General features: G+C 30.9%; 18 protein-coding genes and 1 tRNA gene. 10 read left to right on the top strand and 9 right to left on the bottom strand.

Annotation, left to right across the window (positions count from 1 at the left end; genetic code table 11):
- Nucleotides 1-210 precede the first annotated feature (210 nt).
- Complete coding sequence (locus tag CLU82_RS17625; RefSeq protein WP_100844333.1) at nucleotides 211-2,742, top strand: PIG-L family deacetylase; 2,532 nt, start codon at nucleotides 211-213, stop codon at nucleotides 2,740-2,742.
- 112 nt (nucleotides 2,743-2,854) lie between these two features.
- Nucleotides 2,855-4,585, top strand: a complete 1,731-nt coding sequence (locus tag CLU82_RS17620) for a sodium:solute symporter (RefSeq protein WP_100844332.1) — start codon at nucleotides 2,855-2,857, stop codon at nucleotides 4,583-4,585.
- 95 nt (nucleotides 4,586-4,680) lie between these two features.
- On the opposite strand, the gene CLU82_RS17615 is transcribed toward CLU82_RS17620, so the two are convergent.
- The 5 genes from CLU82_RS17615 to CLU82_RS17595 form a co-directional block, all read right to left on the bottom strand.
- On the bottom strand, nucleotides 4,681-5,526 hold the full coding sequence (locus CLU82_RS17615) for a DUF2911 domain-containing protein (protein WP_100844331.1): 846 nt from the start codon (nucleotides 5,524-5,526) through the stop codon (nucleotides 4,681-4,683).
- A 370-nt stretch (nucleotides 5,527-5,896) separates the two neighbouring features.
- Nucleotides 5,897-6,550, bottom strand: a complete 654-nt coding sequence (locus tag CLU82_RS17610) for an HAD family phosphatase (protein ID WP_100844330.1) — start codon at nucleotides 6,548-6,550, stop codon at nucleotides 5,897-5,899.
- 91 nt (nucleotides 6,551-6,641) lie between these two features.
- Entirely contained in the window at nucleotides 6,642-7,358 is a 717-nt protein-coding gene (locus tag CLU82_RS17605) for a ThiF family adenylyltransferase (protein ID WP_100844329.1), read from the bottom strand.
- 35 nt (nucleotides 7,359-7,393) lie between these two features.
- Nucleotides 7,394-8,041 (bottom strand): TatD family hydrolase, encoded by a 648-nt coding sequence (locus tag CLU82_RS17600; RefSeq protein ID WP_100844328.1) that lies wholly within the window; start codon nucleotides 8,039-8,041, stop codon nucleotides 7,394-7,396.
- Nucleotides 8,041-8,643, bottom strand: coding sequence for a DUF1684 domain-containing protein (locus CLU82_RS17595; protein ID WP_100844327.1), 603 nt, complete (start codon nucleotides 8,641-8,643; stop codon nucleotides 8,041-8,043). The genes CLU82_RS17600 and CLU82_RS17595 overlap by 1 nt, the downstream gene beginning before the upstream one ends.
- A 145-nt stretch (nucleotides 8,644-8,788) precedes the next feature.
- Between CLU82_RS17595 and CLU82_RS17590 the strand changes: the two genes are divergently transcribed.
- The 6 genes from CLU82_RS17590 to CLU82_RS17565 all read left to right on the top strand — a co-directional run bounded on the left by CLU82_RS17590 (nucleotide 8,789) and on the right by CLU82_RS17565 (nucleotide 14,926).
- Nucleotides 8,789-10,006 carry an MFS transporter gene (locus tag CLU82_RS17590; protein WP_100845070.1) on the top strand — a complete coding sequence of 406 codons (1,218 nt, stop codon included), beginning with the start codon at nucleotides 8,789-8,791 and terminating at the stop codon, nucleotides 10,004-10,006.
- A gap of 360 nt (nucleotides 10,007-10,366) precedes the next feature.
- Nucleotides 10,367-10,735: a BlaI/MecI/CopY family transcriptional regulator gene (locus CLU82_RS17585; protein ID WP_100844326.1), complete on the top strand. Its 369-nt coding sequence runs from the start codon at nucleotides 10,367-10,369 to the stop codon at nucleotides 10,733-10,735.
- 6 nt (nucleotides 10,736-10,741) lie between these two features.
- Nucleotides 10,742-12,559, top strand: a complete 1,818-nt coding sequence (locus CLU82_RS17580; RefSeq protein ID WP_100844325.1) for a M56 family metallopeptidase — start codon at nucleotides 10,742-10,744, stop codon at nucleotides 12,557-12,559.
- A 54-nt stretch (nucleotides 12,560-12,613) separates the two neighbouring features.
- Nucleotides 12,614-12,973 (top strand): BlaI/MecI/CopY family transcriptional regulator, encoded by a 360-nt coding sequence (locus tag CLU82_RS17575; RefSeq protein WP_100844324.1) that lies wholly within the window; start codon nucleotides 12,614-12,616, stop codon nucleotides 12,971-12,973.
- Between the two features lie 6 nt (nucleotides 12,974-12,979).
- Nucleotides 12,980-14,710, top strand: a complete 1,731-nt coding sequence (locus tag CLU82_RS17570; RefSeq protein ID WP_100844323.1) for a M56 family metallopeptidase — start codon at nucleotides 12,980-12,982, stop codon at nucleotides 14,708-14,710.
- 78 nt (nucleotides 14,711-14,788) lie between these two features.
- Nucleotides 14,789-14,926 carry an SsrA-binding protein gene (locus tag CLU82_RS17565; RefSeq protein ID WP_100844322.1) on the top strand — a complete coding sequence of 46 codons (138 nt, stop codon included), beginning with the start codon at nucleotides 14,789-14,791 and terminating at the stop codon, nucleotides 14,924-14,926.
- A gap of 71 nt (nucleotides 14,927-14,997) precedes the next feature.
- Here the strand turns inward: CLU82_RS17565 and CLU82_RS17560 are convergent, their stop codons facing one another.
- Nucleotides 14,998-15,510 carry an adenine phosphoribosyltransferase gene (locus CLU82_RS17560; RefSeq protein WP_100844321.1) on the bottom strand — a complete coding sequence of 171 codons (513 nt, stop codon included), beginning with the start codon at nucleotides 15,508-15,510 and terminating at the stop codon, nucleotides 14,998-15,000.
- Between the two features lie 103 nt (nucleotides 15,511-15,613).
- Between CLU82_RS17560 and CLU82_RS17555 the strand changes: the two genes are divergently transcribed.
- Together CLU82_RS17555 and CLU82_RS17550 are read left to right on the top strand one after the other, a co-directional pair.
- A tRNA-Arg gene (locus CLU82_RS17555) sits at nucleotides 15,614-15,687 on the top strand.
- 95 nt (nucleotides 15,688-15,782) lie between these two features.
- Nucleotides 15,783-16,982 (top strand): site-specific integrase, encoded by a 1,200-nt coding sequence (locus CLU82_RS17550; protein WP_100844320.1) that lies wholly within the window; start codon nucleotides 15,783-15,785, stop codon nucleotides 16,980-16,982.
- Between the two features lie 286 nt (nucleotides 16,983-17,268).
- Here the strand turns inward: CLU82_RS17550 and CLU82_RS17545 are convergent, their stop codons facing one another.
- The 3 genes from CLU82_RS17545 to CLU82_RS17535 are packed head-to-tail and all read right to left on the bottom strand — an operon-like array spanning nucleotide 17,269 to nucleotide 18,772.
- Entirely contained in the window at nucleotides 17,269-17,610 is a 342-nt protein-coding gene (locus CLU82_RS17545; RefSeq protein WP_100844319.1) for a hypothetical protein, read from the bottom strand.
- Nucleotides 17,610-18,557 carry a hypothetical protein gene (locus tag CLU82_RS17540; protein WP_100844318.1) on the bottom strand — a complete coding sequence of 316 codons (948 nt, stop codon included), beginning with the start codon at nucleotides 18,555-18,557 and terminating at the stop codon, nucleotides 17,610-17,612. Before CLU82_RS17540 ends, CLU82_RS17545 begins: the two co-directional genes overlap by 1 nt.
- 2 nt (nucleotides 18,558-18,559) lie before the next feature.
- Nucleotides 18,560-18,772 carry a hypothetical protein gene (locus CLU82_RS17535; protein ID WP_100844317.1) on the bottom strand — a complete coding sequence of 71 codons (213 nt, stop codon included), beginning with the start codon at nucleotides 18,770-18,772 and terminating at the stop codon, nucleotides 18,560-18,562.
- Nucleotides 18,773-18,799 lie beyond the last annotated feature (27 nt).

Raw genomic sequence — 18,799 nt, 5'->3', positions numbered from 1 at the left:
TAGCATTCTATTTTTAATTAATTAACATAAAATAGTATTATTTTTCATTGTTTTTAATCAATAAAAAAAATAATTTGGCCTAAAAAAACACTTTATAGAATTTTAAACATTAACATAACTTTTGGAATTAACGACAAATATTCCCATTATTTAATTAGTATTTTTGGAGTTAATCTATTCAATTTTATTTAAAATAATAAAACCCGTTATATGCGAAAGCTATTTTTAAAATCCTTTTTGCTTTTTTTTCTTTCTGTACAAATAACAAACGCCCAAAAACCTCAAAAACCAAGTTCTGCAGAAATATACAATCAAATTCAGAAACTTAATTTTTTAGGAACTGTACTGTATATAGCCGCGCATCCTGACGATGAAAACACTCGTTTGATTTCTTATATGTCCAATGAAATTCATGCCCGAACAGGTTATTTATCTTTGACTCGCGGAGATGGTGGTCAAAATTTAATTGGACCCCAATTACGAGAATTATTAGGAGTCATTAGAACACAAGAACTTCTTGAAGCCAGGAAAATTGATGGAGGAGAACAATTTTTTTCTAGAGCTAATGATTTTGGATATTCTAAAAACCCTGAAGAAACATTACAAATTTGGGATAAAGAAAAAGTATTAGCCGACTTAGTTTGGGTCGTTAGAAAATTTCAACCTGATGTAATTATCAACCGATTTGATCATAGATCACCTGGCACTACTCATGGGCATCATACATCATCAGCTATGCTAAGTATGGAAGGATTTGATCTTGCTAATAATCCAACTGCTTTCCCTGAACAATTAACATTAGAACACCCTTGGCAACCAAAAAGAGTGTTTTTTAATACTTCTTGGTGGTTTTATGGTAGCAAAGAAAAATTTGAAGCAGCAAATAAAACTAATTTAGTAGCCATTCAAACAGGTGTTTATTACCCTACTATTGGAAAATCGAATCAAGAAATAGCTGCATTAAGTCGTAGTAGTCATAAATCTCAAGGTTTTGGAAGTACTGGATCACGTGGAGAAGATACTGAATATTTAGAGTATTTAAAAGGAGAGCCTTTACAAAATAAAGCATCTATTTTTGAAGGTATTGATACGAGTTGGAACCGAGTAAAAGATGGAAAACCTATTGGTGAATTAATTAGTACTATTGCTAATCAGTATGATTTTAAAAACCCTTCTGCAAGTATTCCAAATTTGGTAAAAGCCTATTCGATGATTCAGTCATTGAATGAAAATCACTGGAAAACGATTAAATCTGAAGAAATAAAAAAAATAATTGCAAATTGCTCTGGTTTGTTTTTGGAAGCTATTTCTAACGCTCAAGAAGTAACTCCTGGAAGTCTTTTAAAACTAAATTTGGAAGCTATTAACCGGAGCCCAATTAACATGCAATTAATTAGTGTTTATACTTTACCCGAACAAAAAACTACAGTTTTTAATATCAGTTTAAAAAACAACAGTGTTCAAAATAACAAACTCGATTTGCAGTTACCACAATCAATTAACTATACACAACCCTATTGGTTAAAAGAAAAAGGGACCGTTGGCTTATACACTGTTGAAGATCAAAAAAACATAGGAATCCCTGATATTATTAGAGAAGTCAAAGTAATTTTTAATGTAAAAATTAATGATATCGAAATCCCTTTTGAACGAACCGTTGTTTACAAATACAACGACGATGTAAAAGGTGAAGTTTATAATTTCTTAGATATTGTTCCTGAAATAACAACAACAATTCAAGATAAAGTATTACTTTTTCCAAATACAAAACCCAAATATGTTGGTATAAGTATAAAGTCTGGAAAAGATGATATTAAAGGGAATTTAAAACTAGATTTACCTAAAGAATGGAAAGTATCACCTCAATCTATTGCTTTTCAATTAGACAAAAAAGGAATGGAACAAACAGTATATTTTGAGGTTACTCCTCCATCACAAATGAGTGAAATTGTAGCCAAGAGTATTGCAACTATTGATAATATACCTTATGATAAAGAGCAAATTATTATTAATTATGATCATATTACAAAACAACAGGTTTTAAAAACAGCAGAAGTAAAATGTATTCGTTTTGATTTAAAAACAAATCCAGAAAAAATTGCTTACATCATGGGAGCTGGCGATGAAGTTCCTAAAAGTTTAATACAAATGGGGTATCAAGTAACTGTTGTTAAACCCGAAGAAATAACTCCAGAAAAACTGGATTCATTTGATGTAGTTATGACTGGTGTGCGTGCTTACAATACTATACAAGCATTAGCATACAAACAAGACATTTTGTTTGATTTTGTAAAAGGAGGCAAAACAATGATTGTACAATACAATACCAATAGCGATTTGGTTACGTCTAAAATTGCTCCTTACCCTCTAAAAATTTCAAATGATCGTGTAACTGAAGAAAATGCTGAAGTTCGTTTTCTAAACCCCAATCATCCTACTTTGAATTATCCTAATACGATTACTCAGAATGATTTTAAAGGTTGGAAACAAGAGCAAGGATTATATTACCCTAAAGAATTCGACAAAGCCTTCACTCCTATCCTATCATCAAATGATAAAGGGGAAAGTCCTAAAGATGGTGCTTTATTAGTTGCTCCTTATGGAAAAGGAAATTATATTTATACTGGACTAAGTCTTTTTAGAGAATTACCAGAAGGTGTTTCTGGAGCCTATAAATTGTTATCTAACTTAATCTCAATTAAATCTTCGGTAAGTATTCCTAATCAAAAAATAAAACAATAATATGGACTCAAAAAATCCTAAAATCTGGTCAAAAAGCTACACATTAGTTCTCATTGCCAATGCCTTGTTTATTATTATTTTCTACTTAATTATGAAATTATACTCTTAACTTATGCAATTATTTGACTGGATTGTACTGATAGTAACGCTATTATTTATTGTAATTTATGGCGCTTGGAAAACTCGAGGCAGTAAAAATGTTGAAGATTATATTCTAGGAAATAATGAAACCCCATGGTTTACCGTTGGACTTTCGGTAATGGCTACTCAAGCGAGTGCTATTACTTTTCTTTCAACACCTGGACAAGCATATCATGATGGAATGGGGTTTGTACAGTTCTATTTTGGATTACCAATTGCAATGGTTGTAATCTGTGTTACTTTTATTCCTATTTATCACAAATATAAAGTTTATACAGCTTATGAATATTTAGAAAAAAGATTCGATCTTAAAACACGTTCATTAGCTGCCATTTTATTTTTAGTTCAAAGAGGATTAGGAACAGGAATTACGATCTATGCTCCTTCTATCATTTTATCGGCATTGCTAGGCTGGGACTTAACTTATATGAATATCGTTATTGGAATTTTGGTAATCATTTATACCTTTTCGGGAGGAACCAAAGCAGTAAATGTTACTCAGAAACAGCAAATGTTTGTGATTTTGGCAGGAATGGTAATTACTTTTTTTCTGATTCTGGACTATTTACCTAATGATATGACTTTTGATAATGCCTTACATATTGCCGGTGCAAATCAGAAAATGAATATTGTTAATTTCTCTTTTGACTTAGATGAAAAATATACTTTTTGGAGTGGAATTACTGGAGGTTTTTTTCTGGCATTAGCCTATTTTGGCACAGACCAATCACAAGTAGGTCGCTATTTATCTGGAAAATCTGTTCGTGAAAGCCAAATGGGATTAATCATGAATGGGCTTTTAAAAGTTCCTATGCAATTCTTAATTTTGCTTACTGGTGTAATGGTTTTTATTTTTTTTCAATTCAACTCAACTCCATTAAACTTTAATCCAAATAATAAAATTATAGTTGAAAACTCAAAATACAAAGGAGAATATCAAAAACTTCAAAAGGATCTGGATAAATTATCTGAAGATGAAAAAGTAGTAAATTTGCTGTATATCGATCAACTTAATCAAGATTATGACAATCCTACTCTTCGAAAAGAACTAGTTGATTTGGCCATAAAAGAAAAAGAATTGAGAGGTCAAGCACGAGAAATTATTTCTAAAGCAAATAATAAAGCAGAAACCAACGACAAGGATTATGTGTTTTTCTATTTCATTCTACACTATTTACCCAAAGGACTTATAGGTTTATTACTAGCAGTAATTATTTCGGCAGCAATGTCCTCTACAGCTTCGGGGCTTAATGCACTGGCTTCTACAACTGCTATTGACATTTACAAACGTAATGTAAAATTAGAAAAAACCGAAAAACATTATTTAAATATGACGAAACTCTTCACACTTATGTGGGGAATCATTGCTATAGGATTTGCTTGTATTGCAACACTTTTTGAAAACTTAATTCAACTGGTAAACATCATAGGGTCTATATTTTACGGAACCGTTTTGGGAATTTTTCTTGTTGGTTTTTATACCCAAAAAATACGTGGAAAATCGATCTTTTATAGTGCAGTAATTAGCCAAATTACCATTTTTATTATCTACTATTTTACCAATTTTATTTACCCAAGCGGGTCGGAAAAACTAGGTTATTTATGGCTTAATTTCATTGGAGCACTACTGACAATTGTATTATCCTACATGTTTCAAACAACTTTGTTTAAGGATGAAGAAAATGAGCCTTCACTAGTTTAAAATTCTTCCAAAGAAAAAGCTCAAAAATTCGCTAATATATTTTAGCGAATCTTTGAGCTTTTTATGTTGTTATGAAATTCTAAAAATTTATAAGATTATTTTTTACTCCACTCTGAGATACTTTCTCTATTCATTTTCACATAATCTTGATTTTTTGCGGCTTCTGCAGCTACAAGAGAAAGATTTGCAGTTTCAATAGCCCCTTTTTTATCTCCCGCTCTAGCTTGAATCAATGATTTTTGGCGAGTGTACCAATATGGTTTTTCTGTACTCATTTCCATTGCTTTATCCATATAACTCAATGCTTTTGCATTATCACCATTAGATTGATAAATGTATTGTGCTGCCGAAAAATAATCTGCAGATGTTGGTCCAGCCAAAACTTTTTCAATATTTGCTAATACTTCTTTTTGAGTTGGAACTGTAAACTTCATCGAAACAGATGAGTTTTCCCAAGCCATATCTAAGGTAGCCGTATCAGTAGTCAAATTACCTATACCTATTGTGAAAGATTCAACTGATTTAGATATTGCGTCTTCTTTTACCGTAGTTCTTAAAACGACATTAGCTTCATTCCATGTTTCAGGATTTCCCCAATTGTTTGTAGTTGAATAAAAAATTACTTCCCAACTTTCAATTTTAGGAATTGTATACAAAGCATATTTTCCTTTTGGTAATGTTTTACCATCGATTGTAACGTCTTCACTAAAAGATATTGTAGTATTTTCATTGGCTCCAGTTCTCCAAACTTTTCCAAAAGGCACCAAATTACCAAATACAGCTCTTCCTCTAGCAGCTGGTCTGCAATACACAATTTCCACATCTGTTAATCCAACTGTTTGAAAAACAGTAGCTTTTGGACTAGCTTGAGGCGTCTTTAATTGAGCCTCTGTAATTAATGGCGCTATTATAAAAGCGAAAGCAATAAGAATCTTTTTCATATATGTTTTTTTTGTTTGTGTTCAAATTTACAAATTCAGAAAATCAATGGTGTTAATATTTCCTTAATTCAAAATCAGTTATTATTCTATTTTTTAAAGTTTCATTCCATATAGAAATTTAGAAATCATATAAGCTTTTTTAAAAATTATATAACAAGAAAAAAAGTATTCAGGTCTAATTTTGTAATGTAACTAAACCAAGTTTAATTCATAAAAGGTCTTTATATCACTAGTTAACTAAAAAATGCTATTATGAAAAATCAAAAAAAAATATTCCAAAAATTAAAATATCTTGCCTATAAAAGCATGTATTACTGTACTGAAATTCGATACATCTTTAATTTATAAACTATTTAAAAAAATACAACAATTAATATTGTGAAACTTTTTCAAAATTCAATTCGTCAAAATGATTGATTACTACATCTGCCAATGATAAGTCCTGATCCTTAGAATGGAAGCTATTATATCCAACACAAAAAATATCAGCCGCTTTTGCAGCCTTTACGCCATTAGCACTATCTTCAATAACTATACAATTTTCCTTTGGAGCAATTGACAAAGAAGCTGCATGCAAGAAAATAGCTGGATGCGGTTTTGATTTTGGAAAATCTTCTCCGCTAACAATATGAGTAAAATATTGGTGCAAGTCAAAACGCGTAAAAACCCTGTTTATTGTTTCCTTGGAAGCTGATGAAGCTACAATCAACTGCATTTCATTTTGATAAAAATCTTTAATTAAATTTTCTACACCATCTAACAAAGCCAAATCTTCTTTACTATCAAACGCATCATTAAAAATGGCTCTTTTTCTCAGAATCAAATCTTCGACTTCTTGTTCCAACTTAAAATAATCTTTCAAAATCTGAAAAGTATTTCGGGTTGATAGTCCTGTAAATGAAGTATACATTTCCTCTGGAACTTCAATATTGAGTTCCCTAAATTGTTTGAAATATGCATAACGGTGTACAAGTTCTGTATCGACAATCACACCATCCATATCAAAAATTACTGTTTGTATCATTTTTTTTAAGTTTCTAAGTTACTTAGTCACAAAGTGATTAAGTTTATTGTGCTATTTTATTTTTGTATTTCTAAACCCTGATTATTAAAATTTACTCTTTTTTAAGTAAAAATCGGATCACAGTTTCGGCAGCATACAACCCAAATAACCCAGGCATATAGCTATTAGTGCCATAAAATGATTTTTTAAAATTAGATCCATCTGTCATACGCAAACTGGATTCATCTTGAATTTCGGAAGAAAAAACCACCTTCACTTTATTAATTTTCTCTTTTTTTAAGCGCTTTCTGATGGTTTTAGCAAAATAGCAATTTATGGTTTTTGAGATATCAGTCACTTTTACTTTGGAAGCATCCATTTTCCCACCAGCTCCCATACTGCTTATGATTCTGACTTTTTTTCTTCTAGCAGAAATAATCAAATTCAATTTTGGAGTTACACTGTCAATACAATCTAAAACATAATCATATTCGTCAGTAACAATTTCATATGCACGTTCTGGCGAAAGGAATTCTTTCACTCGTATCAAATTCAATTCAGGATTAATATCCATTAAGCGATCCCCTACAACGTTCACTTTAGGTTGCCCAACAGTAGAATGCAAAGCAGGTAATTGTCTGTTTATATTGGTTATATCTACTATATCACCATCTACAATTGTCATCGTTCCCACTCCTGCTCTAGCCAAAAATTCAGCAGCAAAAGAGCCTACTCCTCCTAGACCTACAACCATTACATGTGCATTTTGCAAATTTTGCAATCCTTCTTTTTTAAATAATAATTCGGCTCTTTCTGTCCACTCTGCCATAATTCTTTGTTTAAAGTTTAATATTTTTTTGGTTTTTAAAAGTTAAAAACCTGTTTAAAATTGTTATTTATTATTTGTTGCAATTCTTCAATATCAATATTTTTATATTGAGCTCCCAACGAATATACTTCTTCTATACCCTCATCTAGTATATCTGTTTCCAAAAAAAAACGATCATTAGGAACACTTAGAAAAACACTTTCCATATCATGATTGCGCATGAGATATTTCCCAAATGAAATATAAAAACCGTTGTCAATTAATTCCTTGGCTACTTGCTTATTTTTTGAAAAACCATGAATAAGCATAGGAACTGTAATTTTTAATTGTTTTTTAATTGCAATTACTTCTTGAAATGCGGCCACGCAATGAATCACAACTGCTTTATTGTATTTTTGAGCCAATAGCAATTGCTTTTCAAAAACTTTTTTCTGCAATTCAAGTGAAATTTCTATACGCTTATCTAATCCACATTCGCCAACGGCAAGACAATTTGGTTCTTGTAATTTGTTTTCAATAATCTGCAAATCAGCTTCAAGTCTTTGCTTGTCAATATACCACGGATGAATACCAATAGAATAAAACGGAATGGAAGCATCAAACTCTTGTGGGTATTGATTTACCAATTCCAAAACTGATTCTTGATTCGTAAATTTGTGAGTATGTAAATTAAAGAACTTCATTAATCATGAAACTTCTTTACACCTGCTTTGATTTCAATAGCCAAATCGTTTTCCAAAGGTACTTTTGGACAGGAATACTTATGATTATAAGCACAATATGGATTGTATGATAAATTAAAATCGATCACTATGGTATTACCTGTTGGGATTTTCAAATCAATGTATTTCCCACCAATGTAACTCTCCTTACCCGAAGTCAAATCCGAGAAAGGCAAAAACAAATCATCTTTGTATTCTTCTTTTTTCGAAAATTCAATATTGCGATACACATTCAATTTAAACTCTTTCCCTTCCATCTGAAAATGAACCTCTCCATATTTTACATACATTGGTTTTCTAGCTGTTGAAGTTTGCATTCCAAATGGTTTTTCATTCTCCGTTCTTATGAATTGAGCAACCACATAAGCTTTTTCGTTTATCGGATAAAAATCTAGCGATTTGAAATGAGCTAAGTCTTCAGTTGCCAAAGGGCTGGTCTTTGCATCTGCATATTCGGTATTGAGGTCTTTTTGAAATTTTTTGACAGCAGTAGCGTTAAATTTTTCTTGAGCAAAGCCAAAATTAAAAACTGCCAATAGAACCAAAGTCAGTATAACTCTCATAATCATTTAAATTTTATGCAAAAATAGTTTAAAGTTAGAAAGCCACAAAGTTTATGACTTATATAAACAAATAATGGAACCCAAACTAATAAATAAATTAGCTCCAAAAAACTTTGTAGATTTGTGTTCACAGAATTTATCTACCATGCTCAAAACTGCTCTAGGTCGTTACGTAAACAATTTTAAAGGCTTCACACGTGAAGTTTGGATTCTTGCTTTGGTCACTTTTATCAATAGAGCTGGAACTATGGTTCTGCCTTTTTTATCCAAATATTTAAAGGAAGATTTGAATTTTACCTACGGTGAAGTGGGATGGATTATGGTTGCATTTGGATTGGGTTCTATGCTAGGTTCTTGGATTGGAGGAAAGTTGAGTGATAAAATAGGTTTTTATAAAATCATGATTTTTAGCCTTTTTACGAGCGGAATTCTATTTATTCTATTACAATATATTACAACCTTTTGGGGATTATGCTTTGGAATGTTCATCATCATGGCTATTTCCGATATGTTTCGTCCTGCCATGTTTGTATCTCTAAGTGTATATGCCAAACCCGAAAATCGAGTTCGTGCGCTATCATTAGTTCGTTTAGCTGTAAATCTAGGATTTACGGCAGGCCCAGCATTGGGAGGATTGATTATCATAGGAATGGGATACCAAGGCTTATTCTGGGTTGACGGAAGCACTTGTATCATAGCCATTTTAATATTTGCTATATGCATTAAAGAAAAAAAGAAAACTGCAGTTGCTACTGAGGACACTATAGTAACAACTACCCGAAAATCCGTTTATAAAGACAAACCATTTTGGCTGTTACTCTTTATCAGTTTTGTTACTTTTATGGTTTTTCTTCAAATATTTTCGACTTTACCTTTATACCACAACGAAAAATTCGGACTCAGTGAATTTCAAACTGGAATGCTACTTTCCATTAACGGACTATTAGTTTTCCTTTTGGAGATGCCCATCGTAAGTACGTTAGAAAGGAGAAAAACTAACAAAATTAAGAGCATTGCAATTGGAGCATTATTCATTACGCTTGGCTATTACATTTTGTTAATCGATTCTTGGGTAGGCATTCTGGTAATTAGCATCGTCTTACTCACTTTTGGGGAAATTTTCTTATTCCCTTTTGTCAATGCGGTTGCTCTCAACCGTGCGCCAAAAGGGCAAGAAGGACAATATATGGGTTTGTACACAATGAGTTTTAGTTTGGCACATATTGCCAGTTCAAAAACCGGTCTGGAAATTATTGCTCACTATAACTATCAAGTCAATTGGTTTGTTATGGGAACATTGGGAGCATTATCCTTGGTTTGCTGTTTTTGGCTGAACAAAATGATACATACTTCACAAAAATAATAATTTAAAAATATCATTTGGGCGTGCCAGCATCATAATAAATGGGCTGCCAATCATTATCTATATTAGCCCATTTACCATGATGCTGTCGTGCTATCCGTGCTACTTCGGTAGCTTGCTCCTATCACTCACGCAAAAAGGCAGCTTTTTTATTCAAAAGAATTTTTCAGGACAAACATTTTTTTAAACTTATCCAATAGGTTTTGAAAATCTGTTAAGAAAAACTCAGCTCTCATCTCAACAAAACCAATTGAAAACTAAATTTTTAGTTAAATAACTACTTTTATAGTTTTAAAACTAAAAATATAGTTGTATGTTTGTTATGTACTAATGAGAAATATTTTAAAATAAAGAAATAAAATGCAAAAACTCACCAACAAAGAAGAAGAAATCATGCATATTTTGTGGAGGCTTAAAAAAGCATTCGTAAAAGAAGTCATGGCCGAAATCACTGAAGACCAACCACATTATAACACGCTTTCAACCATTGTACGCAATCTGGAAGAAAAAGGATATGTAAGCTACAATGCCTTTGGAAACACCCATCAATATTATCCAATCGTAAATATTGAAGACTACCGAAAAGGTTTTATGAATACCGCTATTGATAATTATTTTAATAGCTCGTATAAAAACATGGTTTCCTTTTTTGCCAAAGAAGAAAAAATTTCAGCAGCCGAATTACGTGAAATTCTTACTATGATTGAAAACCAAACCGAAAAAAAATAATCGTTAATGGAGACACTTTTCATTTATATTGCAAAATCAAGTGGGTTATTAACTGTGTTTTATATTACCTACTTCTTACTATTGTACAAAGAAACCTTCTTTTCTGGCAACAGATGGTTTTTATTAGGAGGCTTATTTACATCGGCAATATTACCGTTTTTATTTTACACTAAAATTATCTGGGTCGACCCTGCTCCAATAACAAATTTGAATTTTCAATCAGCTTTTATTCCTCCTATCATAGAAAAGGAATCTATTGAAATCAATTGGAACTATTTAATTCTAGCCATTTACAGCATCGGATTTTTATCATTCCTTATAAAATTCGCAATGGATTTTTATAGTTTAAACTCGGTTTTGAGAGGTAAAAAAACACAACAACAAGCTGATTTTAAATTTATTGATACAACTGAAAATATTGCTCCCTTTTCTTATTTCAATTATATAGTGTACAACTCATCATTGTACAGCGCCACTGAATTGGAAAATATTATTGAACACGAAAAAGTACACAGCGAACAAAATCATACCGTTGATGTACTGATCTCAAGAATCTTTTGCATTCTTTTTTGGTTCAACCCAATTATCTGGCTTTATAAAAAAGCAATTACACAAAACTTAGAATTCATTGCAGACAGCGAAGCATCCAAAAAACTTTCAGACAAAAAGGTGTATCAATACATTCTTTTAAAAATAACGACACATGAAAATTGTATCGCAATCACCAATCATTTTTATCAATCATTAATTAAAAAACGAATCGTTATGTTAAACAAAAATCAATCAAAAAAGAAGAATTCATGGAAATACACTTTGGTAATTCCCGCACTTGTAGCTTTTGTGCTTTTATTCCAAATAGAAGTCATTGCAAAAGAAAGAAATCTAATTAAAAAAGAATCTGTTAAAAAAACTAAATCAATAGATGCTTACAAAATTCTAAAAATTACGACAGATCAAGAACTTAAAAAAATTGCCGAAAAAGTAAAATCAATTCACAATGTTGATGTTATTATATCAGAGATAAAAAGAAACTCAAATAATGAATTAACCAATATCAAAGTAGATATACAAAAAGGAACTAAAGAAGCCCAAACAATTCAAATTAAAGGTGACAATGCCATCAAAGACTGTGATATTATTATTGTTACTGAAGAAAATGGTTCAAAAAAAATCAATCTTATTACCAATAACAAAATGAATAATTCTACAGTAAGTGACGATTTAAAAACAGAAGAAAAAAAAGTTCAAAATCCAAAAATTAATACAAATGTTAACGTTAATAATAATAATAATAATACAAAAACTGATATCAATATTAACACAGATACTAACACAATTGTTAATATAAATTCTAAAGTACAAACTAAATCAAGCACAAGAACAGATAATTCATTAATAATTATTGATGGAATGGCAGTCCCTAATCATTTAAATATAGATTTTAATTCTCTTCCTATCGAAAGCATACATATCTATAATAGTCTACAGGCTGTATTTAAATATGGAAATATTGGTAAAAATGGAGTAATCGACATCGTTACAAAAAAAGATGTTCGCATTGGTCATTATATTAGCTCAAGTGATGTATTCAAAAGCATTTTTACAGAAAAAAGTTTTGATTATAAAAAAATGATTATAATTATTGATGGTCAGCTTAAAGAAGCTAAATCTTTGGAGAATCTTAATCCTGAAAACGTAGAAAGTGTTAGTTGTTCTCCTAAATTATTTGATCTTTCAGAATCTGAAAAAGCCACTATGATTTCAAAATATGGAGAGAATGCCTTAAATGGAATTATTAAAATTAAAACTAAGGATAAAAAATAAAATAATCTGTTCAACTTTTTATACTATTAAAAACAGAATTAATAATAAAAGCTCATGCAAAAATTAACCAACAAAGAAGAAGAAATCATGCATATTTTATGGAAGCTTAAAAAAGCATTCGTAAAAGAAGTCATGGCCGAAATCACCGAAGATCAGCCTCATTATAACACACTTTCAACCATAGTACGCAATCTTGAAGAAAAAGGATATGTGAGTCACAATGCCTTTGGAAACACTCATCAATATTTTCCAATTGTGAGTATCGAGGATTACCGAAAAGGTTTTATGAGTAGCGCAATTGATAATTATTTTAATAGCTCCTATAAAAACATGGTTTCCTTTTTTGCTAAAGAAGAAAAAATTTCAGCAGCCGAATTACGTGAAATTCTTACTATGATTGAACAAAAACAATAATAAATTATGGAAACACTATTCATATATATTGCAAAATCAAGCGGACTAATAACAATGTTCTTTCTTGCTTATTATTTGCTACTGCGAAAAGAGACTTTCTTTACTACAAATCGTTGGTTTCTCCTAGCTGGTTTGTTTACATCCGTAATTTTGCCATGGATAGTTTTTACCACTATTGTTTGGGTAGAACCAATACAAAACTCTTTAGATTGGTCAAAAATTCCAACAACACCTATCCAAAAAGATAGCTTTGAAATCAATTGGTATCTCGTTTTGGCATCCGCTTATGCAATAGGGACAGTATTGTTTTTAATGCAGTTTGCTTTTGACTTTTACCACCTTAATCGAGTACTAAAAGGTAAACAAATTAAACAACAAGCAGATCACAAGTTCATAGATTTACAAGAAAATATTGCTCCCTTTTCGTATTTTAATACCATTGTTTACAATTCCTCTTTGTATAACGAGTCGGAAATGGAAAGCATTCTAGAGCACGAAAAAGTACATAGCGAACAATATCATACAATAGACGTTTTAATCACGCGTGTATTTTGTATTCTTTTCTGGTTCAACCCATTTATTTGGCTGTACAAAAATGCCATTTTACAAAATCTGGAATTCATCGCAGATAGCGAAGCATCAAAAAACATATCCGATAAAAAAGCGTATCAACTTACACTTTTAAAAATAACAACACACGAAAATTGTGTCGTACTTACCAATCATTTTTATCAATCATTAATCAAAAAACGAATCGTTATGTTAAACAAAAATCAATCAAAAAAATGGAATTTTTTCAAATATGCTTTGATAATTCCGGCATTAGTTGCCTTCGTCTTTTTATTCCAAATGGAAGTTATTGCAAAAGAAAAAAATCAAACTTTATCAACCGAAAAATCAAACTTAATTTCAAAAACTGAAGATGTTAATATCTATAAAATCAATAAAAACTCTACAGAAAATGATTTAAAAGAAACAGCTTCTACAATTAATAAAAATTATGGTATCGAGGTTCGGTTCACAAATACAAAAAGGAATTCAAGCAACGAATTAACCGCTATAACTGTAGAAATTAAAAAAGGCAAAGAATTGTCTGAAAAAAGAACTACCAAAAGTTCCGAAGCAATAAAAACATTTGCCATAGTCATCAACAAAGATTCTGATGGAAAGTTAACCATTGATTTTATGGATGATAATAAAATGGACAAAAAAGAAATTGCAAACATTAGTGAGAATTCTCCAAATATCCGTATCGATGATGAAACTCAGATTTTTATTGATGGAGAACAATCAGATAAAACGGAAATGGATAAATTAGATTCTAAAGAAATTGTAAGAGTAGATGTTACAAATAATAATGATGAAAAAGAAATCAGAATCATAACTAAAAATGGAGAGTATAGATTTAATGACAAAAACATGCCCGTTGCTCCTACACCACCAACTCCCCCAGTTTTTAAAAATCCAAAAGCACCAATATTTCCAAAAGCACCAACTCCTCCAAAAGGCGACCCTGTAAATGGTGACAAAAAAGCATGGAAAGATTTCGAAAAAAAGATGGAAGATTATGATGCTAAAATGGAAAAATTGCAACCACAAATAGAAGCTTTCGATAAACAAATGGCAGAATTTGATAAACAGATGGAACCATTCAACAAACAAATGGAAGAATTTGATAAAAAAATGGAAGTTTATGAAAAGCAAATGAAGGAGTACCAACCTAATCCAGAAAACTAAAAAATTTCATTATAATTCACAAAAAAGACGATTACTCATCATAATCGTCTTTTTTTATATCTTTGAAAAAAATTAAATATGTATAAAGTTCTAGCCCAAATCAATAAAATTATTTTACCCAGTTTTACCAAACAAGGATTGGATGTATCCAAAGCAAAAAAATGGCAATTGGCTATTATTGCCTATCGTTATTATGTAACCTCAAGAGCACTTTAAACTTATACTAGAAAAACAGATTAAATCTTAATTTACAGCATTCCTAAAAACTAAAAATCTGTCTTTAAAAATTAATATGTTATTGCAGCAAAAATTTCGTTTCCTGCAATCTTATCTCTACCGTTTAGAAAAGCGATTTCCATTATAAAATTACACTGTACAATTACACCTCCCAATTTTTCTACCAATTCGCAAACTGCTTTTGCAGTTCCCCCTGTTGCCAAAACATCGTCGTGGATAAGAACTCTATCTCCTTTTTGAATTGAATCAGTATGAATTTCAAGTGTATCTGTTCCGTATTCTAAATCATAAGAAGCCGAAATTGTATCAAAAGGCAATTTATTAGGTTTTCTAACAGGAACAAAACCTACGTTTAATTCCTGAGCCAAAAGCATCCCAAAGAAAAAACCACGACTTTCAACACCAATAACCTTATCAATTTTCTTGTTTTTTACAGATGAAATCAATATTTCCAAGCATTCTTGTCTCACTTTTGCATCAATTAGCAACGGAGTAATGTCTTTAAACAAAATTCCTTCCTTTGGAAAGTCTTGAATATCACGTATATATTTTTCTAAACTCATTTTTTTTATTTTTTATTCAAAATCATACTTGCAAGATACATATTTATTCCTATATTTGCACCCGCAAACACGTTTACTATTACAGTAAACAAATAAGTAAAATGGCCTTGTGGCGCAACTGAATAGCGCACTTGATTACGGCTCAAGAGGTTACTGGTTTGAATCCAGTCAAGGTCACAAAATTACAAATCGCATAGGCGAGAAACTTATCCTGAAAAGGCTAAGTTTCTCGCCTATAGCATTTTAGGGATATGTCAAAATAATATTTACGTATGTATAAAGCGCAAAGAACACCAGCAAACTACCCACTTAACTACCCAGCGTTTATGAGTGGGTCGTTTACATGCAAAGTCAAGATAAATGAGTTTGTAAAAACGGACGGAACTAGTGCTATTTATTTGCAGATATTTATTAATAAGGAGCGTATAAAATTACCTATGGGCATAAATGTGCCTGCAAAAGATTTTGACAAAATAAAACAACGTGTAAGGCAATCTTTTAAGTTTAGTAAAGATTACAATCTCATTATTGAGCAAAAAATGGCTGATATTAATCAAATTCAAATAAAATACCGTTTACAGCATCAAATTTTGACAATGGAGGCTCTAATTATGGAATTGCAAAGCCCAACAGCTGTAATTGATTTTATTGCATTCTGGAAAGAAGAAATGATACGACAAAAAGAAATTCTAAAGAAAGGAACATACAGACAGCAAATGACAATGTTGAACAAAGTCACGGATTTTAAAAACCCTTTGTATTTTCACGATATTAATGAAGACTTAATTCAGGACTTAAAAACACATTGCAAAAACAAATTAAAGAATACGCCTGCAACAATTGCAACGCTCATAAAGTCATTCAAAAAATACCTGCATATTGCCAATAAAAAAGGAATTGTTTCCCCTTTAGAGTTTAACGAAATAAAAAATAAATCTTTTGCGGGCAATCGCACGTTTCTAATGCCCGAAGAAATTAAGAAGCTGGACGAATATTATAACTCTAGCTTTATAAAAGAGGCGCATAAAAATATTTTATCCAGGTTCTTATTTTCATGCTTTACTGGGATGCGCTTTTCCGACATTATGAATTTGAGTACTGAAAATATAATGAATGACGTTGTATTTTTTACAGCTGAAAAAACAGCTAAAATACAACGCATTCCGTTGAGTGTTTCAGCTCTGAAGTACATAAACAATACCACTCTTTTTGATGGCAATTATACAAATGAGTATGTCAATAGGGAATTGAAAGAAATTGCGAAAGTTTTAGGGATTCGGAAAAAAGTAACTTACCACGTTTCCAGACATAGCTTTGCTACTAATTTTTTAATTTGTGGTGGCAATATCATACATTTGCAAAAGATATTAGGACATAGCAAAATTGAAATGACAATGATTTATGTACATATTGTAGATCAAATTACCAATGTAGAAATTTATAATATGGACAGCATTTTAAGAATTGCGTAACACGCCAAAGGCAAGTATAGAAAAAAAATGTAAACATTGTAAACAATTGGATTTTATTTTATAAAATACTGATTTGCAAATTATTAAACTGTTTACAAAACGTTTACAAACTGTGTTTTTAGCAGTTTTTGTTTATAAACAGGGATGAAAAAAAATATAAACATTGGGGGATTGGGGGAAAACCTGGATATTATTTTTGATCTTGTACAGTAAATAATGGCTTTACTGGCCAATAAAAAAAGCGGTACAAATTGCACCGCTTTTTTTTCTTATGACTATAATAACTTTATTTCCTCGCTCCTGATTCGAGTTTTGAAATATAACCCGATAACTTTTGTATTGATAATCCAACACCCAGAGCGTACCACATTGTTAAGCCAACACCTGCATACTCAATTGAAAATCTTAATGCAATCATGATTAATAAAAATCCTAAAATAATTTCCTTTAAATTATCCAAAATCAAGAATTTAAAACTAAAATGATACGGTGTGTTTTGGCTTGTTTTATCTCTTTTTTTAGATTTTACAAGCAGAATTATTACTACTCCAATCATGGCAAAAAACAAAGCTGCGAAATAGGTAGGCACGTCATTAGTGCCCAAAACCAAGTTTAAAAATTTTTCCATTATTCTACATTTGTAATTACACCATTTGTTACCGTAACTGTTTTTCCATCATTAGTTGTGAAAGTTGTAGTAATTGGTGATGCAATTATGTTACCGTTATCATCTGCAAAAATGCCATTTAATGACATAGGCATAGTTCCGCTAGCTGTAGGTAAATCATAATAATAAGAATAGCTTGTTTCGGTTCCATATCTAAAAATCTTATCATGTCCAAAACCTCTACGATAAGTTAAACTAAAATCAGTATTAAGAGATATACTAGAACCTGAGCTATTATTAAATAGCGATATACCATAATGTCCAAAACTTGCATTTAAATTATCAGGAATAGAGTATATAGTCATTTGTTTATCTATAGCAGTATCTCCCGTTGCTAATACTTGATCTAAAGTAGGTATGGTAGATGATATTTCTATATTCCCATTAGCATCAGCAAAATGACCTCCTACTGAAACGGGAATTATTCCACTTACATTAGGCATGTCTAAAAAAACCGTAGTAAATATAGAGGGAACAGTTCCATACCTTAAAAATTTATCTCTATCTCCTACTCCTACTCTAAACATTAGGCTATTATTAGATAGATTAGCCCATTTATTTTCATCCAATTTTCCTACTATAAATCCGTATCTGTTCATCATAGTCCTATTATTGCTTGTGTCATCTATGTCTATTCCATACGGATACATAGTTAAAGTAGACTCGCTGTCTGAAATATAATTACCTTTTGATGCTACTTGGTTGAGATTAGGAGTAGTACTAGTACTAGATATTGAACTCTTAGGCAATTTTCTAATTAGTCCATTAGCACTAATTGAAACTAAACTATCTGTATTTTCACCAAATGGAACAGTTTTTAATTTTAACTGGCTTTCAATTTGGTAATTTTTTTGTGCATTTGCTATAAAAGCAAAAAATAATAAAAATGCTAATAAAATCTTTTTCATAATTATAAATTTGTTTCTTGTGTTATTATTTCTTTTTGGTTTTCTATTTTTATTCTTTCATGATAATTCTCAAAATTGCCTTGACTGTTTATTTTCAGTATAACAGTATGATTATTATCATTTTCATCTGTCAGTGTTAACGAATTAGGCTTTACAATTAATTCTAATTGATCCAGGCGTTTTTTCAGCAGCCTGTACTTTTTTTTGTACTTCATATTATTAGGTTTGGTTTATATTTTTAT

Origin of the sequence: Flavobacterium sp. 5, from assembly GCF_002813295.1 — a bacterium.
Taxonomy (GTDB): Bacteria; Bacteroidota; Bacteroidia; order Flavobacteriales; family Flavobacteriaceae; genus Flavobacterium.
The sequence above is the reverse complement of the archived record's forward strand: the minus strand, read 5'-3'. Positions and strand labels throughout refer to the sequence as shown.

What these genes read in the sequence shown, in the direction of transcription:
- CLU82_RS17570 (WP_100844323.1), top strand. Translation starts at nt 12,980, where the DNA reads ATGGAAACACTATTCATATATATTGCAAAATCAAGCGGACTAATAACA.
- CLU82_RS17565 (WP_100844322.1), top strand. Translation starts at nt 14,789, where the DNA reads ATGTATAAAGTTCTAGCCCAAATCAATAAAATTATTTTACCCAGTTTT.
- CLU82_RS17535 (WP_100844317.1), bottom strand. Translation starts at nt 18,772, where the DNA reads ATGAAGTACAAAAAAAAGTACAGGCTGCTGAAAAAACGCCTGGATCAA.
- CLU82_RS17625 (WP_100844333.1), top strand. Translation starts at nt 211, where the DNA reads ATGCGAAAGCTATTTTTAAAATCCTTTTTGCTTTTTTTTCTTTCTGTA.
- CLU82_RS17575 (WP_100844324.1), top strand. Translation starts at nt 12,614, where the DNA reads ATGCAAAAATTAACCAACAAAGAAGAAGAAATCATGCATATTTTATGG.
- CLU82_RS17615 (WP_100844331.1), bottom strand. Translation starts at nt 5,526, where the DNA reads ATGAAAAAGATTCTTATTGCTTTCGCTTTTATAATAGCGCCATTAATT.
- CLU82_RS17595 (WP_100844327.1), bottom strand. Translation starts at nt 8,643, where the DNA reads ATGAGAGTTATACTGACTTTGGTTCTATTGGCAGTTTTTAATTTTGGC.
- CLU82_RS17560 (WP_100844321.1), bottom strand. Translation starts at nt 15,510, where the DNA reads ATGAGTTTAGAAAAATATATACGTGATATTCAAGACTTTCCAAAGGAA.
- CLU82_RS17600 (WP_100844328.1), bottom strand. Translation starts at nt 8,041, where the DNA reads ATGAAGTTCTTTAATTTACATACTCACAAATTTACGAATCAAGAATCA.
- CLU82_RS17550 (WP_100844320.1), top strand. Translation starts at nt 15,783, where the DNA reads ATGTATAAAGCGCAAAGAACACCAGCAAACTACCCACTTAACTACCCA.
- CLU82_RS17620 (WP_100844332.1), top strand. Translation starts at nt 2,855, where the DNA reads ATGCAATTATTTGACTGGATTGTACTGATAGTAACGCTATTATTTATT.
- CLU82_RS17610 (WP_100844330.1), bottom strand. Translation starts at nt 6,550, where the DNA reads ATGATACAAACAGTAATTTTTGATATGGATGGTGTGATTGTCGATACA.
- CLU82_RS17545 (WP_100844319.1), bottom strand. Translation starts at nt 17,610, where the DNA reads ATGGAAAAATTTTTAAACTTGGTTTTGGGCACTAATGACGTGCCTACC.
- CLU82_RS17580 (WP_100844325.1), top strand. Translation starts at nt 10,742, where the DNA reads ATGGAGACACTTTTCATTTATATTGCAAAATCAAGTGGGTTATTAACT.
- CLU82_RS17540 (WP_100844318.1), bottom strand. Translation starts at nt 18,557, where the DNA reads ATGAAAAAGATTTTATTAGCATTTTTATTATTTTTTGCTTTTATAGCA.
- CLU82_RS17605 (WP_100844329.1), bottom strand. Translation starts at nt 7,358, where the DNA reads ATGGCAGAGTGGACAGAAAGAGCCGAATTATTATTTAAAAAAGAAGGA.
- CLU82_RS17585 (WP_100844326.1), top strand. Translation starts at nt 10,367, where the DNA reads ATGCAAAAACTCACCAACAAAGAAGAAGAAATCATGCATATTTTGTGG.
- CLU82_RS17590 (WP_100845070.1), top strand. Translation starts at nt 8,789, where the DNA reads ATGCTCAAAACTGCTCTAGGTCGTTACGTAAACAATTTTAAAGGCTTC.